Origin of the sequence: Amycolatopsis sp. QT-25 (assembly GCF_029369745.1) — a bacterium.
Taxonomy (GTDB): Bacteria; Actinomycetota; Actinomycetes; order Mycobacteriales; family Pseudonocardiaceae; genus Amycolatopsis.
This window is the reverse complement of record NZ_CP120210.1, coordinates 5814944-5831291: the sequence shown is the minus strand read 5'-3', so window position 1 is coordinate 5831291 and position 16348 is coordinate 5814944. Positions and strand designations below refer to the sequence as shown.

Annotated in this window: 12 protein-coding genes; 6 read left to right on the top strand and 6 right to left on the bottom strand. The window is 70.5% G+C overall.

Features of this window, described 5'->3' with window-relative positions:
- Positions 1-31 precede the first annotated feature (31 nt).
- Together P3102_RS27020 and map are read left to right on the top strand one after the other, a co-directional pair.
- Complete coding sequence (locus P3102_RS27020) at positions 32-1837, top strand: penicillin-binding transpeptidase domain-containing protein (RefSeq protein ID WP_276362801.1); 1806 nt, start codon at positions 32-34, stop codon at positions 1835-1837.
- A gap of 23 nt (positions 1838-1860) precedes the next feature.
- On the top strand, positions 1861-2718 hold the full coding sequence (gene map, locus P3102_RS27015) for a type I methionyl aminopeptidase (protein ID WP_276362800.1): 858 nt from the start codon (positions 1861-1863) through the stop codon (positions 2716-2718).
- Between the two features lie 76 nt (positions 2719-2794).
- Here the strand turns inward: map and P3102_RS27010 are convergent, their stop codons facing one another.
- Positions 2795-3484 carry an FCD domain-containing protein gene (locus tag P3102_RS27010; protein ID WP_276362798.1) on the bottom strand — a complete coding sequence of 230 codons (690 nt, stop codon included), beginning with the start codon at positions 3482-3484 and terminating at the stop codon, positions 2795-2797.
- Positions 3485-3532: 48 nt separating this feature from the next.
- Between P3102_RS27010 and P3102_RS27005 the strand changes: the two genes are divergently transcribed.
- Positions 3533-4780, top strand: coding sequence for an MFS transporter (locus P3102_RS27005; protein WP_276362797.1), 1248 nt, complete (start codon positions 3533-3535; stop codon positions 4778-4780).
- A gap of 91 nt (positions 4781-4871) precedes the next feature.
- Positions 4872-5345 (top strand): hypothetical protein, encoded by a 474-nt coding sequence (locus P3102_RS27000; RefSeq protein ID WP_276362795.1) that lies wholly within the window; start codon positions 4872-4874, stop codon positions 5343-5345.
- Positions 5346-5413: 68 nt separating this feature from the next.
- Here P3102_RS27000 and P3102_RS26995 read toward each other — a convergent pair whose 3' ends face one another.
- Positions 5414-6808: a mycothione reductase gene (locus P3102_RS26995; RefSeq protein WP_276362794.1), complete on the bottom strand. Its 1395-nt coding sequence runs from the start codon at positions 6806-6808 to the stop codon at positions 5414-5416.
- Between the two features lie 646 nt (positions 6809-7454).
- Between P3102_RS26995 and P3102_RS26990 the strand changes: the two genes are divergently transcribed.
- Together P3102_RS26990 and P3102_RS26985 are read left to right on the top strand one after the other, a co-directional pair.
- A complete protein-coding gene (locus P3102_RS26990; protein WP_276362792.1) occupies positions 7455-8288 on the top strand; it encodes a serine protease in 834 nt (277 codons plus the stop codon).
- Between the two features lie 33 nt (positions 8289-8321).
- Positions 8322-8804, top strand: a complete 483-nt coding sequence (locus tag P3102_RS26985; RefSeq protein ID WP_276362791.1) for a GNAT family N-acetyltransferase — start codon at positions 8322-8324, stop codon at positions 8802-8804.
- Here P3102_RS26985 and P3102_RS26980 read toward each other — a convergent pair.
- The 4 genes from P3102_RS26980 to P3102_RS26965 all read right to left on the bottom strand — a co-directional run bounded on the left by P3102_RS26980 (position 8770) and on the right by P3102_RS26965 (position 16085).
- Positions 8770-9957, bottom strand: coding sequence for an 8-amino-7-oxononanoate synthase (locus tag P3102_RS26980; RefSeq protein ID WP_276362789.1), 1188 nt, complete (start codon positions 9955-9957; stop codon positions 8770-8772). The genes P3102_RS26985 and P3102_RS26980 overlap by 35 nt on opposite strands.
- Before the next feature lie 143 nt (positions 9958-10100).
- Positions 10101-11603, bottom strand: a complete 1503-nt coding sequence (locus tag P3102_RS26975; RefSeq protein WP_276362787.1) for a DEAD/DEAH box helicase — start codon at positions 11601-11603, stop codon at positions 10101-10103.
- A 366-nt stretch (positions 11604-11969) separates the two neighbouring features.
- Complete coding sequence (locus P3102_RS26970) at positions 11970-12911, bottom strand: RIO1 family regulatory kinase/ATPase (RefSeq protein WP_276362786.1); 942 nt, start codon at positions 12909-12911, stop codon at positions 11970-11972.
- 309 nt (positions 12912-13220) lie between these two features.
- Entirely contained in the window at positions 13221-16085 is a 2865-nt protein-coding gene (locus P3102_RS26965; RefSeq protein ID WP_276362784.1) for a LuxR family transcriptional regulator, read from the bottom strand.
- Positions 16086-16348: the final 263 nt, after the last annotated feature.

Sequence of the window (16348 nt, the reverse complement as noted above, 5' to 3'; positions counted from 1 at the left end):
GATCGGGCCGGGGCTGGCAGGATCTCCAGACATGCCAGCAGGTCGTCGTCTCGCCGTCGTCGTGCTCGCGGGGGTGGTGGGCCTCTCGGCCGCCGGGTGCGGGCTCTTCGCCGATTCCGGACCCGAAGAAGCCGTCACGGGTTTCCTCGGCGGGCTCTCCTCCGGTGACGTCGCCGCCGCGGCCTCCTTCACCGATTCGCCGGACGCCGCCCGCGCGGTATTGGAGATGGCGCGGAAAGCCCTTTCCCCCGAGTCGATCGCCGTCGGGGACAAGCAGGTCCGGCACGCGTCCGGGGCGGACGACGGCACGGCGACCTACCAGCTCACCTGGAACCTCCCGCGCGGCCGCGCCTGGACGTACAAGGCCGACGCGCAGGTCCATTCCACCCAGGACGGCTGGAAGGTGCGCTGGCTGCCCACCGCGCTCCATCCACAACTGGCCGCGCAGCAGAGCATCGCGTTGAAGGCCGACCCGCCGGACCTCGCGCCGGTGCTGGACCGCGACGGGACGCCGTTGCTGCGCCCGCAGACCGTCGTCAGCGTGGTGCTCGACCCGGAGAAGGCGGGAGACCTGGTGGCGGTCTCCGACAAACTCGGCGCGGCGCTCAACCGGTTCGAAGCGTCGGTGACCGGCCAGTCGATCCGCGACGGGGTGAAGGCGCTCAAGCCCGGTTCCGGCTACCCGGTGGTGAGTCTGCGGGCGGCCGGCTATCAAGAGGTGAAACCCGAGATCTACGACCTGCCCGGCGTCCGGTTCAGCCAGCAGGAAAGGCTGCTGCCCGACGACAAGAACTTCGGCAAGCAGGTGCTGCCCGCGGTCCGGTCGCTCGTCGAGGACCAGGTGGAGGGCTCGGCGGGCTGGCGCGTCGTCACGCTCGACACGGGCGGCGGCGAGATCGTCGACCTGCACTCCGAAACCCCCGAACCGGCGCCCGCGGTCGTCAGCACGCTCAGTGTGAAGGCCCAGGGTTCGGCGGAACGGGCGCTCGCCCCGGTTCCGACGGCCTCCGCGCTGGTCGCGATCCAGCCGTCGACGGGGGAACTGCTGGCGGTGGCGCAGAACGCCCAGGCCGACCCCCAGGGCGCGCTCGCGCTCACCGGCCGGTTCCCGCCGGGGTCGACGTTCAAGATGGCCACCGTCGTCGCGGCGCTGTCGGCGGGTTCGGTGCGGGCGGACAGCCCCGTCGACTGCCCCGGCACGGCCACCTTCGAGAACCGGACGGTGCCGAACGAGGGCAAGTTCTCCCTCGGGGTCGTCCCGCTGTCCACGGCGTTCGCCAAGTCCTGCAACACCACCTTCGCCAAGCTTTCGACCGATCTGCCGCCGGCCGCGCTGACCGACGCCGCGCGCGATCTCGGCGTCGGCGCCGATTTCGTGATCCCCGGCCTGACCACGATCACCGGCTCGGTGCCGTCGGCGAACACCGTCGCGCAGCGGGCGGAGAACGGTTTCGGTCAGGGGACCGTCGTGACGAGCCCCTTCGGCCTCGCCGTCGCCACCGCGACGGTCCAGTCCGGGAAGGTGCCGGTGCCGACGCTGGTGCGGGGGATGGCCTCGACGTCGTCCGGGCTCGGCAAACCGATCCGGCCGGAGGTGCTCGACGCGGTGCGCGGGATGATGCGCGAGGTCGTCACCGACGGTACGGCGACACTGCTCGAACCCTTGCCGGACGTGCGGGGCAAGACCGGGACGGCCCAGTTCGGCGACGGAACGCGTTCGCACGGCTGGTTCGTCGGCTACACCGGGGATCTGGCCTTCGCGGTGCTGACCACCGACGCGGGAACGTCCCAACCCGCGGTCGAAGCCGCCCAGCGCTTCCTGACGGGACTCGGTTAGCCGTCAGGTCGTAGGCTGGTCTCATGTCCGTTCGCTCCCCCTTGAAGCCCGGCGTCCAGACGCCGAGGCGAGTCGTCCCCGCCGGCATCGCCCGTCCCGAATACGTCGACCGGCCGTCGCCGAAACGCGACACGGGCAACGGGGTCCGCACGCCCGAGGTGATCGAGGCGATGCGCGTCGCGAGCAGGATCGCGGCGCAGGCGCTCGAGGAGGGTGGCAAGGCCGTCAAACCCGGCGCCACCACCGACGACATCGACAAGGTGATCCACGAGTTCCTGCTGGACAACCACGCGTATCCGTCGACCCTCGGCTACCGCGCGTTCCCCAAGTCGTGCTGCACCTCGCTCAACGAGGTGATCTGCCACGGCATCCCGGACTCGACGGTGATCGAGGACGGCGACATCTGCAACATCGACGTCACCGCGTTCATCGGCGGCGTCCACGGCGACACCAACGCCACGTTCCTGGCGGGTGACGTCTCGGAGGAGGCGCGGCTGCTGGTCGAGCGCACGCGTGAGGCGACGATGCGCGCCATCAAGGCCGTTCGCCCCGGCAGGCAGCTCAACGTGATCGGCCGCGTCATCGAGGCGTACGCGAAGCGGTTCGGCTACGGCGTCGTCCGCGACTTCACCGGCCACGGCGTCGGCCCGGCGTTCCACACGCCGCCGACCGTCCTGCACTACGAGGAGCCGTCGGTGGACACGATCATCGAGCAGGGCATGACCTTCACGATCGAGCCGATGATCACCCTCGGCACCATCGACTACGACATCTGGGCCGACGACTGGACCGTCACCACCAAGGACAAGAAGTGGACGGCGCAATTCGAGCACACCCTCGTGGTGACCGAAGACGGCGCCGAAATCCTGACGGTGCCGTAGGTCGCTCCCGACGTACCTGAAGGCCCCCTTCCTCGCGCCAGGCGCAGGGAAGGGGGCCCTTCAGGTACTTCGAGGGTCAGCGCTCGTCCCGCTCCACCCTGGCCAGCAGTTCGTCCAGGAAACCGCACGCCTCGCTGGCGGCCCGGTCCGCGTCGCCGTCGGCGATGGCCTCGGCGAGCCCCTCGTGCCCTATCTCCGGCAGGAACTCGCCTCCCGGCGTCACGTTCGACGTCGCGGCCACGCTGGCCGTTATCACCTCGGTGAGCCCCCGGTACATCTCGGTCAGCAGGGTGTTGTGTCCACTTTGGACGACGGCGAAGTGGAATTCCGCGTCCAGGCGGGCGAAATCCTCCCAATGGCCCTGGCGGAGCTCGGCGTTGCGGCGGCCGAGCAAGGAGCGCAGCTCGGCGACTTCCTCCGCGGTCCGTGCCGCCGCCGCGAGCCGGGCGCCTTCGACCTCGAGGATGCGCCGCACCTGCAGCACCTCGCGCAGTTCCGATCCGCACAACCGCCGGATGGCGCCCGAGACCTCGCTCGTCGCCCGCACGTAGGTTCCGTCGCCCTGCCGGACTTCGAGCAACCCCGTGTGCGCGAGCGCGCGAACGGCCTCGCGGACGGTGTTGCGCCCGACGCCGAGCTGTCCTGCCAGCTCCGGTTCGGTCGGAATCCGCTGACCGATGGGCCATTCTCCTTGCGTGACGGCGTCACGCAGCTGCTCGATGACCTGATCGACCAGGCCGGCACGGCGCGTGGTGGCCAATGGCACAGCGTTGTCCCTTCATCCAATCATCCTATGTATGTGATACTAGCCGACGTGCGTGTCAACTCCCGAAAATCCGCTTCCTCGTTCGACGAAAGCCTTGAACTCGAAGGTTCGATCGAAACGGAGTGGCGGCCGGGGGTGATCACCGGCGGCGTCCTGCTCGGTGTCGCGGTGATCCTGGTGGCCCTCAATCTGCGCCCGGCGATCACCAGCGTCGGCCCGATCCTCGGCGAGATGCGCGACGACCTCGGTGCCACGGCGACCTGGGCCGGCGTGCTCACCACGCTCCCCGGCCTGTGTTTCGCCGGCGCCGGATTCGCCGCGCCCGCGCTGGCCCGCCGGTTCGGCGTCGGCGCGGCCATCGCGGCCGCCCTGTCGGTGCTGGGCGTCGGCCTGGTGCTGCGCGTGCTCGACGGACCGTACGTCGTACTCGGGGGAACACTGGTCGCCACGGCGGGGATCGCCTTGGCGAACGTGCTGATCCCGGTCGTCATCAAGGACTCCTTCCCGGCACGTGTCGGCATGATGACCGGCGTGTACACCGCCGCTCTGCAGGGCGGGGGCGCCTTGGGATCCGCGCTCACCCCTCCCCTGGAGAGCGCGTTCGGCGGCTGGCGCCAAGGTCTCGGCGCCTGGTCGGTGCTGGCGGTGCTCGCACTCCTCGTCTGGATTCTCGCAGCCCGCGGTGCGGGACGGGTGCCCGTTCCGGAGGCAGGCAAGCAGGGTAGCGGGCGATCGTTGCTGCGAAGCCCCCTTGCCTGGATGGTCACGCTTTTCTTCGGTACTCAGGCCTTTTTGGCCTACGTCGTGATGGGCTGGCTGCCGGAGGTGATGATCGACGCGGGGGTGAGCAAGGGTGATTCCGGGCTGCTGCTCGGGTTGATCTCGCTCATCGCCGTTCCGATCAGTCTCGTGGTGGCGCCGATGGCCGCGCGGCACCGCAGCCAGAGCCCCTGGATCGTCGGGCTGGGCGTTCCCGGTTTCGTCGGCATGGTCGGCATGATGGTCGCTCCCGCCGCCTCGCCCCTGTTGTGGTGCCTTCTCATCGGGCTCGGGATGAGCGTCTTCTCGCTCGCGTTGACGGTGATCGCGCTCCGGGCGCGCTCCGGTGCGGACACCGCGCGGTTGTCGGGGATGGCCCAGGGTATCGGTTACCTGATGGCGGCCGTCGGACCCTTCCTGTTCGGGCTGCTCCACGATCTCACGCACGCCTGGACCGTTCCCTGGATCATGATGCTCGTGGTCTTCGCCGCCCAAATGACCTTCGGGGCTCTCGCCGGTCGTCGCCGCTTCGTCTGAACGCGTTCAAAACTTCTTGACCCCGCCGGGGCGGAGCCATACCCTAAGTGAGTTGAACCTGTTCAAAAACTTGGGTCCGGGGGTTGGCGTGGTGGAGGGAACGGCGTACGGGGCGGCCTTGGCGGGTTTCGCCGCGGTGTGCGTCGCCTTGGCGCCGCAACGGCCCGCGCCGGTGGTCACGCCGCACGAGTTCTACCGCGCCGTGGACCGGGTGTGCGTACAGGTGGGGAAGGACAGTGGCGCCGAGATCGAGCGTTACTGGCCGGATCCACGGGGGGACGCCGCGACGGAGCTGCGCAAGTGGCGGCACCACGTCGCGGTGAAGGTGGACGACGCCAGGGACGTCCTCAAGGGGGCGACGGGGGTCCGCGCGGTGCCCGGAGGGGCGGCATCCGCGCGGGAGGACTTCCTGGCGGCGATCCGCCGGTACGTCGAGGCGGGGGAGCGGTTCCGACGGGACGGAGCCCGCTCGCCCGCCTTGATGGGCGCCTCGGACAGCGAGAGGAACGCGGTGAGCGCGCTCGCGGCGCGCAACGGGGCCCGCGCCTGCGAGCGCGTTGTCTGAACACCCGCAATCAGTCACCTGCTTGCCCCGGGGAATCTCGCAAGCAGGTGACTGATCGCGGTGGAGGATCAGTCCAGCGGCAGGTTCAGCAGCGCGTTCTCGACCAGTTCCGGCATCGCCGGGTGGATCCAGTACTGCCCGCGCGCCATGCTCTTCGCGTCCAGCCCGAAGCTCATCGCCTGGATCAGCGGCTGGATCACCGAAGACGACTGCGGGCCGATGATGTGCGCGCCCAGCAGCTGCCCGGTGGCCGGGTCGGCGAGCAGCTTCGCGAAGCCGGTGGTGTCCTCCATCGCCCATCCGTAGGCGATGCCCGCGTAATCCTGGTGCGACGTCACGTACGAGACGCCGCGCTCGCGGGCCTCGCGTTCGGTCAGCCCGACGGACGCGACCTGCGGCGAGGTGAACACCGCGTGCGGGACGAACCGGTGGTCGGCCTCGATCCGCTCGTCCGGGTGCAGCAGGTTGTGCTGCACGACGCGCTGCTCGTGGTTCGCGACGTGCTTCAGTTCGAGCACCGACGAGATGTCGCCGAGCGCGTAGATCCCGTCGACCACGGTCTGCTGGTATTCGTCGACCACGACGTGCCCGCGCTCGCCGGTGGTGACCCCGGTGGCGGCGACGTCGAGGAGGTCGGAGTTCGGCTTGCGGCCGGTGGCGACCAGCAGCACGTCGGCTTCGACGGTCTCGGCGCCTTCCGGGCCTTCGAGGTCCAGCGCGACGCCTGACGCGGTCTTGCGCGCGCGGACGGTCTTCCGGTCGAGCCGGACGTCGAACCGCTGGGCGGCCAGTTCGGTGAACCGGGCGCTGACGTCGTCGTCCTCGGACCGCAGCAGCGTGCCGGACCGGTTGATCACGGTCACGTTCACCCCGAACGAAGCGAAAACGTGCGCGAATTCGGCCGCGATGTACCCGCCGCCGAGGATCACGATGCTCGACGGCAGTTCGTCGAGCCGCATCACCGTGTCGGAGGTGTGGTAGCCGGTTTCGGCGAGACCGGGGATGTCCGGGAGCACCGGGCGCCCGCCCGCCGCCAGCACGAACCGGTCGGCGGTGATCGTCTCGGCGGGGCGGCCGTCGGGGTAGCCGACCCGTAGCTCCTTGTGCCCGGTGAAACGGCCTTCGCCCTCGTACACGGTGACGTTCTTGTTGTCCTCGTGCTCGACGCGGTACTCGCGTCCACCGGCGGCGATCGGGTCGATCCGCCCGAAGATCCGGTCGCGCACGTCGCGCCAGCGGATCCCGGTCAGCTCCTCGTCGACGCCGAACTTCGCCGACGAAAGAGGGGTGGCCGCGACGTTGGCGGCGTGCACGAACATCTTCGTCGGGATGCAGCCCACGTTCAGGCAGGTGCCACCGAACGTGCCCTTCTCCACGATCGCCGTGTTCCAGTCCGCGAAGCGCTGGTCGAGGATCGAGTTACCCGATCCGGTACCGACGATCACCAGGTCGTAGTGGGGCACGCTGTCTTCCTTTGCGGCGGGAGCGGGTGGTTCCGACTCTAGCCAACTTGTCACGACGGCCGGTTGTTCCCGGCCCGGCGCCCCAGGTCCGGCCGGCCGCGGGCCGGACGGCGGACGAAGGCGGTGGTGTCGTTCCCGCCCCCTGTCGGGGGAAAGGTCACGCGCACGTCTTTCGCCTGCCTGCCGCCTCGGTCGGGAACTTCGCGGCGAACAACTGCCCGAACACGGTGACGGCTGGATTCGCCTCGGAAGCGTTCACGAGCATTTCCCCCGGATATGCGCGTGAACGTCGAAATCCCCGAAGAACAACGTCGGATCACGCGGCCGGGTACCGCGCGAGCACGTCGGCCGGAACGGGATTCACCGTGTCCTCGAACCGGTTCCCGGTGAGTCCGAAACCGTTGCCCCGCAAGGGAAGCGGCGTCGCGCCGACCCTCCACGCCGAGATGAAAGGGCCCGGATGTTCGCCGTGGCCCGGACGAGATCCCACGTGACAGCTGCGGTGGGTGAGCACGGGTCCACCCGTTTCAGTGACACCACCTCGGGCTTTTTGCGATTAGGGTATGCGCGACCGCTCGTGTACGCGCTGGAGTCGAATGACTTCCCAGGGTTTGACCGTACGTACGCCCCGGTGAAGGGAAAGAACATGCCCAAGAAGTCACGTCGCGCCCTGCTGCTCGCGGTCGGAGCGGTCCTCGCGACGGCCGTGATGGTCCCGGTCGCGGTCACCAGCGCGTCGGCGGACGACGGCGCGGTGAACGGACCGGACAGCGCCGCGCAGCCGAGGATCGTCGGCGGCGGCAAGGCGTCGATCTCGCAGCACCCGTACGCGGTCTACTTGGCCGATCGCGGCGGCAACCAGTACTGCGGTGCCGTGATCGTCAGCTCCACGACGGTCGCGACGGCGGCGCACTGCGCGGTCGCGGTCGACCGTGCCGACGTCCGGGTGATCGCCGGACGCGAGGACAAACGCACGAAGGACGGCGTGGAGCTGCGTGTTTCGAAGATGTGGGTCAGTCCCGGCTACCAGGGAGACCCCGGCAAGGGTGACGACATCGCGGTGATGACGGTCAGCGGTCAGCTGCCGTACCGGCCCGCGAAGGTCGCCGACAACGGCAGTGCCGACCTGTACAGCGAAGGCACGAAAGCGACCGTGCTCGGCTGGGGCCGCATCGCCGACGGCGGCGCGCGGTCGGACTACCTGCGCAGCGCGGTCGTCCCGGTGGTCAACGACAAGACCTGCCGCACCGCGTACTCGGGCTACGACCCGAGCGACATGGTGTGCGCCGGTTACCCCGAAGGCGGGATCGACGCCTGCCAGGGTGATTCGGGCGGACCGCTGATGGTGGGCGACACCCTGATCGGGATCGTGTCGTTCGGCGATGGCTGTGCGAAGCCGAACAAGCCGGGCGTCTACACCCGTGTCTCGTACTTCGCGAACGAGATCTCCCAGCAGAACAAGCGCGGGCTGATCGGCTGATCGATGCCTTCTTCACGTCCGATGTGCTACCAAGTGGACGTGAGCACCGACACCCCGATCACCGAGACCACGTCGTTCCCCCTGTCCGTCGCCGGTGACGAGATCACGGCCGCCCAGCTGCACGGCATCCTCCGCTTGCGCGTGGACGTGTTCGTCGTCGAGCAGGATTGCGCGTATCACGAGATCGACGGACGCGACCTCCTGCCCGGCACCCGGCACCTCTGGATCGGCGGTTCGGTCGCCGTCGACTCGTATCTGCGGGTGTTGCAGGACGCCGGCGGAACCTTCCGCATCGGCCGGGTGTGCACGGCGGTCCGCTCACGCGGCAAGGGCCTCGCGGGACGCCTGATGGAGACCGCGCTCGCGGGGATCGGGGACGCGCCGTGTGTGCTCGACGCGCAGACGTACGCGAAGGACTTCTACGCCAAGTACGGCTTCGTCGTCGAAGGCGACGAGTTCCTGGAAGACGGCATCCCGCACCTCACGATGTGGCGCCGGGAGGCGCCGCGGCCGTGATCACCCCGACCGCGCGGTCCACGTCGGTCTCGGTGAGGTCGGCCCGTGCGGTCAGGCGCAGGCGGGAGATGCCGTCGGGCACGGACGGCGGGCGGAAGCAGCCGACCCGCACCCCCTGATCGGCGCAAGCGGCCGCCCACGCGACGGCCGATTCCGGCGACGGCGCCTGCACCGAGATCACCGCGGCGTCCGGGAGACCGACCCGGAAACCCGCCGACTTCAGGTGCATCGCGAGGTTTCCGGCGGCTTCGGTCACCTTCGTGGCCAGCTCCGGCTCGGCCTTCAACGCGGTGAGCGCGGCCAGCGCGGCGGCGGCGCTGGCGGGCGCGAGGCCGGTGTCGAAGATGAAACTGCGCGCCGTGTCCACCAGATGTTTGATCACGCGACGCGGCCCGAGCACCGCTCCGCCTTGTGCGCCAAGGGATTTCGAGAGCGTGATGGTGGTGACGACGTCCGGCGCGCCGGAGAGCCCCGCCGCGTGGACGGCCCCGCGGCCGCCCTCGCCGAGGACGCCGAAACCGTGCGCGTCGTCGACGAGCAGTGAGGCGCCGTGCTCCCGGCAGACACCGGCGAGCTGCTCCAGCGGGGCGAGGTCACCGTCGACGGAGAAGACGGAATCGGTGACGACGAGCGCGCGCGGTTTGCGGCGGGTCGCCAGCGCGTGCTTGAAGGCGTTCGGATCGCTGTGCGCGACGGCGGCGATGTCCGAACGGGACAGGCGGCAGCCCTCGATCAGCGAGGCATGGATGTACTTGTCCGTGACGATCGCCGAATCCGCGCCGGACAGGGCCGTGACGGCGCCGAGGTTCGCGGTGAAACCGGACGAGAAGACCAGCGCCGCCTGCGTGCCGCAGAAGCGGGCGAGCTCGTGCTCGAGTTCGGCGTGGATCTCGGTGGTGCCGGAGACGAGACGGGAGCCCGTCGCGCCGGCGCCCCAGCGCAGCGCGGCCGCCGCGGCCGCACCGGCGACCCGCTTGTCCCTGGCGAGCCCGAGATAGTCGTTGCCCGCGAGGTCCAGCTCCGGTTCCCGCGCCTGCCGGATGCGCAGCTTGCGCACCAGCCCGGCCTCGGCCCGCTTCTCGGCCTCCACGTCGAGCCAGTCGAAGACCTGGTCGGGCGGGAGGTGCTGCGGAGCGGGGCCGGGAGAAGTCACATCCCGCAGTCTCCCATCCGCCTTTTCCCGATGGACGTGGTGGTCCCCGCAGCGAACGCAAGGAAAGGTCCTTTCCTCGCAAATTTTGCAAGGAAAGGACCTTTCATGGCACTAGCCCGCCGGAGGGACCGGCGTCGGTCGGGTCAGCTGTCGTAGCTGCGACGCGGGCGACCGCCCGGACGCTGCGGACGGCCGCTGCCGCCACCGGACTCGCCACGACGCGGGCGGCCGCGGAAGCCGCCGGGACGGCCGCCTTCGCGGTGACCGTGACCCTCGCGGGAGCCCTGGTAACCACCGCGGTCGCCGCCACCGTAACCGCGGCCACCGCCACGACGCGGCGACTCACGGCGACGCTCGACGACCGGCTCGCCGCTGGGCTGCTGCGCACCGGTGATGCGAGCGAGCTCGGCGTCGCCAGGGCGGACCGTGGTCTGCTCGGCGCGGACACCGGCGCGGTCGGTCATCCGGCGCACCATGCGGCGCTGGTCGTGGGTGACCAGCGTGACCACGACACCGGACGCCCCGGCGCGCGCGGTGCGGCCGGCGCGGTGCAGGTAGTCCTTGTGGTCGGCGGCCGGGTCGACGTGCAGCACCAGCGAGATGTCGTCGACGTGGATACCGCGTGCGGCGACGTCCGTGGCGACGAGGACCGGGGCGAAGCCTTCCTTGAAGTCCGCGAGGACCCGGTTGCGCTGGCCCTGGGTCTTGCCGCCGTGCAGCGCGGCCGCGTGGACGCCCTTCTCACGCAGGCGCTCGGTGAGGCGGTCCACGTGGTGCTTGGTGCGGACGAACATGATCGTGCGGCCCTCGCGGGCGCCGATCTCGGTGATGATGTCCTGCTTGTCCTGGTGCGACACCTGGAGCACGTGGTGGTCCATGGTGGTGACGCTGGCGGTCGACGGGGCGACCGAGTGCGTGACCGGGTTGGTCAGATACGCGCGGACCAGGCGGTCGACGTCACCGTCGAGGGTGGCGGAGAACAGCAGGCGCTGGCCGTCACGCGGGGTCAGGTCGAGGATCTCGCGGACCTGCGGCATGAAGCCCATGTCGGCCATCTGGTCGGCTTCGTCGAGCGCGATGAAGGTGCAGTCCGACAGCGACGCGGTGCCCTGTCGGACGTGGTCCGACAGCCGGCCGGGGGTGGCGATCAGCAGGTCGACGCCGCGGGAAAGCGCGTCGGCCTGGCGGGTGAAGGCCATGCCGCCGACGGCGGTGCGGCACCACAGGCCGAGGGACTTGGCCAGTGGGGTCAGCGAGTCGGCGACCTGCATGGCCAGCTCGCGGGTCGGGACCAGGATCAGCGCACGCGGGTGCTTCGGCCGGGCGCGGCCGCCGTTGAGCCGGGTCAGCATCGCGAGGCCGAAGGCCAGGGTCTTGCCGGAACCGGTCTGGGCGCGGCCCAGCACGTCGCGGCCGGCGAGCGCGTCGGGGATGGTCGCCGACTGGATCGGGAACGGGGTGGTGATACCGGCGTCGGCCAGTGCCCGCAGCAGCGGCTCGGGAAGCCCGAGCTCCGCCCAGGTGGTGGCCTTGACACTCTCGACGGCGTCGTCGTGCAGCATCGCGTCACCCGCGGGGCGGGTGCGCGGCTTGCGGTGCTGCCTGGCCGACGGTGAGGTGTGGCCGGAATTGAACGTGACTGTCACAAATGCCTCTCGGACGTGGCACGTCGCAAGGAGGCCCGGGGCTGCCCGCACGCAGGCAGGCAAGATGGTGTGCACAGATGGGCGTTCACAGGGACGAACCCGGCACACCGCGTCTGCATGACACCGCGCGCCAATTGGTTGATACGGATACCGCGAGCCATTCGGTTGGCTTTGGAGGCGACGGACACCACTCATCCACGCCGCCGGTTGCGGTCTAGCACTACTGTACCGGACCGTTATCCGGCCTCCCAACGGGAGGGACCGATTGTGGGCAGGGTCTCCACGGCGGCTTCTCCCGGCTCGTCGAGAAAGGGCCGATCCCGACGTGCTGTGCCGGGAACGACCCTTTCGTGACACTGTGGACGGTCAGCGGAGACCGGCCATCTCCCGCAGTTCCCCGATCAGTTCCGGGACGGCCGTGAGCCGCTCCGGCAGCCCTCGCGAGTGGAACCACGTGGCGATGTTGCGCACGTCCCGCGCGAGGAACTCGAGCCCGCCGGGATTGGCCACGATGTCGACCACCTGCGGCAGGTCGATCACCATGATCCGGTCCCGGTGGACCAACAGGTTGTACGCCGAGAGATCGCCGTGCGCGAGCCCTTGCGACGCCAGCAGTTCCAGCATCGCCGCGGTCTGGAACCACAGTTCCCGCAACTGTTCGGGCTCCGGCCGGACCTGTGCCAGCCGCGGCGCCGCCGTCTCGCCGTCGCCGAGGAACTCCAGCAGCAGTTCGGTACCGTCGCGCTGCACCGGGTACGGCACCGGCGCACCCACCGTCCAGAGCTTGCTCAGCGCGCCGAATTCGGCCACCGCCCACTGTTCGGCGATGAGGTTGCGGCCGAAGCTGCTGCGCGACTCCATGGCCCGCATCTCCCGCGACCGCCGCATCCGCCTGCCTTCGAGGTAGCCGGCGTCGCGATGGAACAACCGGTGCTCGCCGCTGCGATACCGCTTGGCCGCGAGCACGGTGCCCTCGGTGCCGGGCAGGTTGCGCCGGACGAGGTGGACGTCCGCCTCCTTGCCGGTTTTGAGGACGCCGAGTTCGGTGTCCACCGCCGCAAGTTCGGTGATCACCCAGCCGGGCCGGGGAAGCGGCCCGTGCTCCGCCTCTCCCCAGGTGCTCCAACGGTCGGCGCCGTCGGGGATGGCGGTCTCGGTGTAGGCGTCCTCACGCAGCCGGGCGAGCCGGACGCGTTCGGCTTCGGTGAGCCGTCCGCCGCGGGCGGGCTCGGGTTCGTCGTCGAACCGGCGACGACGGGTACGGCTGGGACGGCTGTGGTTTTCTTCTTCGAGATCGTGCTTGCGCACTGGTGGGTTCTCCTAGTCAGGGATGCCCCACCGGGCGAGCGTCGTGGCTCAGCCGCGAGGGGCGAGTGGATGGGGGCGGCCAAGGCCCCGGACAGTCATCAGCACGAGGCACCTCCCTGTCGCATCCACCGGCTCCCTGCCGGATCGCGCACGATCATCGCGGACGCCCCGCGCCCCCCGCAACCGATTTAATTCTCGAGGCTGGAAGGTCGGCGGGTCCTGCACACCTTTCCCCGTACATGAAGGCCCCCTTCCTTGCGCCTAAGTACAGGAAGGGGGCCTTCATGTACTTAGGCCCGGCAGACGCGTCTACGCCGACCGCAGCCCGGTCAGTTCGCTCCGCGAGCGGACCTTCAGCTTCCGCAGCACGCTCGCGACGTGCTGTTCCACCGTGCGCCGGGACAGGAACAGCACCTCGGCGATCTCCCGGTTGGTGTGCCCGGCGGTCAGCAGCCGGGCGACGTCACGCTCACGCGGGGACAGTTCGTCGCCGTAGCCCCGGCGGCCGCGTCGGGAGGGGGCGACCGCGCCGGTGGACCGGAAGGCGTGGCGGCAGCGTGCGGCGTCGCGGGTCGCGCCCAGGTGGTCGAAGGTCTCCGCGAGCGCCGCGAACGTCTCCGCGACGTTCTCGGTGCACGCCAGGCGGCAGCGTGCGGCCCGTTCGGCGATCAGCGCCGCGTGATACGGCGCGGGGAGGGCCTCGAAGCGGGTCCGTGCCTGCTCGAAGGCCTCGATCGCCTCCGCGTGGTCGCCGCGGGACGCCGCGACGAGCCCGCGGTTCGCGGCCAGCGCGGCGCGGGTCGACGGCGCGTCGAGGCCGCCGATCTCGCGTTCGAACTCGTCGGTCAGCGCCTGTGCCTCGACGTCCCGCCCGGTGACGCAGTACGCGTCGACGGCGGCCATGACCAGATCGGCGCCCCACGCCCAGACACCCTTGGCGCGCAGGAGTTCCAATCCCTTTTCGGCCTGCGCGACGGCGGCCTCGCCGAGGTCCTGCGCGAGCAGCATGCCCGCCATCCCGGCGTGCGCGGCGATCGCGACCGGGGTGAACGCGTTCTCCGGCTGGTCCGCCGCGGTGCCGGCGAACCGGGCCGTGGCCTCGTCCCATTCACCGCGGGCGGCGGCGAGCAGGCCGAGCACCAGGCACAGTTCGCTGGTCACCGGCAGGAGATCGCGGTACTCGTCGATCAGCGCGCCCGCCCGTTCGGCGAGCCCGTCCCAGTTCCCGGTGAGCCAGTCGGTGTGGACGGCCGTCGCGCGGGCGGTGCTGACGACGTACGGCGCCCCGCAGTCTGCGGCCAGCTGCATCCCGCTGCGCAGCAGGCTCTTCGCCCGCCGGTGGTGGCCCGTCCAGGCACACGCGTCGGCGCTGTTGCAGTGCAGCCGCGCCAGATGCCGCTGTTCGTCGGCGGAACCGACGCTGGTGGGTGCCCGGTCCAGCATGGCCCAGCCACGCGCGTCCCCGATGTGCAGCCGCGACGCCGCGTTGTTGGCCAGCAGGATGATCTTCAGCCGCCGGTCGGTTGCCCGCTCGATGAGCTCGTCCACCCGGTCCATCCAGCGCCGGTGTTCCCGCAGCGGGGTCGCGCCGACCCAGGGTTGAGCGAGGACGCCCATCCCGCGTCCGGCCAGGTCGGGCCGGTCGGCTAGGTCGTTGACCGCGATCTCGATCTCGGTCCTCGCCGCCTCCAGCCCGCCCGCCTGGCGCACCAGCAGGAGCCCGAGCCCGAGCCGGACCTCGCCGCTCAGCCGTCCGGAGAGCCTGCCGTCGGTCAGGAGCCGCTCGAGCGCCGGGACGACTTCGGTCTGCGCGAGGCCGTTGCACGCCACCGAACTGAACTTGACCGCCAGTCTGTCCACATCGGACGGTTGCAGCCCCGGTTCGTCGAGCAGGGTGCGGAGCAGATCCGTCGCGGTGGCGAGATCACCGACCGTCGACGCCTGATCGGCGGCCGCTTCGCCGTACTTCAGCGCGCCGGCCCGGTCGCCCGCCTTGCGGCAGTGCTCGGCGAGCCGCACCAGCGACTGCGGGAGGCGATCGCGCAGCAGCCGCGCGGCCCGCCGGTGCAGTTCCTGGCGGTCCGGGCCGGGGATGGTGCGGTACACGGCTTGCCGGGCGAAGGCGTGCCGGAAGTCGTACGTGCCTTCGCCCGTCTCCAGCAAGACGTTGCGTTCGAGGGCGAGGACGAGCGCGCGATGGCCGCGTTCGGGGGTGAGGGCGGCCACCGCGGTCAGCAGGTCCGCGGTGGACGGTGTGCCGAGGACGGCGGCGGCCTCGGTGATCCGCCGGGCGGCCGGCGGCAGCGCGACGAGACGTTCGACCGTCGCCTCCCTCAGCAAGGCGGGGACTTCGACCGTGTCGAGCAGCCGCCGCGCGGTCGCGCCGTCGGCGTGGACCACCGCCTCCACGTCGCCGATCGCGTGCACGGTCTCTTCGACCACGAACGGGATCCCGGCGGTCCGCTCGTGCAGCCGCGCGGCGAACTCGGCCGAGACGTTCGCCCCGCCGAGCAGGCCCGACACCAGCGACTGGACGCCGTCGCGGTCCAGTGGGCGAAGGGTGACGAGCGCGTGCGCGGTGCCGGGAGCGGGCCGGTACGCGCTGCCGAGCGGGATGCCGCCGGGCGTCTCTTCACGCCGGTAGGTGAGCACGAGGGTCAGGCCGGCGGGCGGGTCGGTCATCAGGAACCGCAGCAGTCGCCGGGAACCGTCGTCCGCCCAGTGCAGGTCTTCGACGAGCAGGACGTGTGGCCCCAGTGAACCGAGCAGTTCCCGGACGGCGCGGAAGAGCCGGTGCCGTTCGGCTCGCGGATCACCGAGCCGCGGTGGCGGCTGCGGCAGGAAGTCCGCGAGTTCCGGCAGGTAGGGCGCCAGGACACCGGTCACCGGGTTGAGGTCGCGCGCGGGGCGGGCGTCCTTCAGCGCGTCGAAGACCACGCCGTACGGGAAGGGCTCGCGCAGTGGCTGGCAGATTCCGGTGAGCACCGGTCGTCCGGCCAGTTCCGGGCGCGCCAGCAGGGCGGTGGCGAGCCGGGTCTTGCCCACGCCGGCTTCCCCTTCGAGCATGAGCACCGACGGCGAACGCATCGCGCCGTCGAGGAGCTCGCTCAGTTCCGTCTCACGGCCGACGAGTACCGGCGAACTCGTCCTGCGTCGGCAGTCACCGATCACCATGCCGGGTCACCCCCGCTTCACGAACCACACCGTTCGAGTGAACGCAGCTTAAGCGCCTGCTTAGTGATCACGGAACCCGCTCGGACCGTCACGGAACTTTCGTAGGGACCGAGGGTTTCCCTGGGTTTCACCTAATAGATACGTAGTCCTACGGACCGTTGCCTCGCTTGTTCGCGCAGGTCCCTCCACCCGAAAGTGAGTGCAGCGTGACTGCACGTCACGGCGCCGGAGCGAACTCTGGCCGGCGCGAATCACCTGTTCGA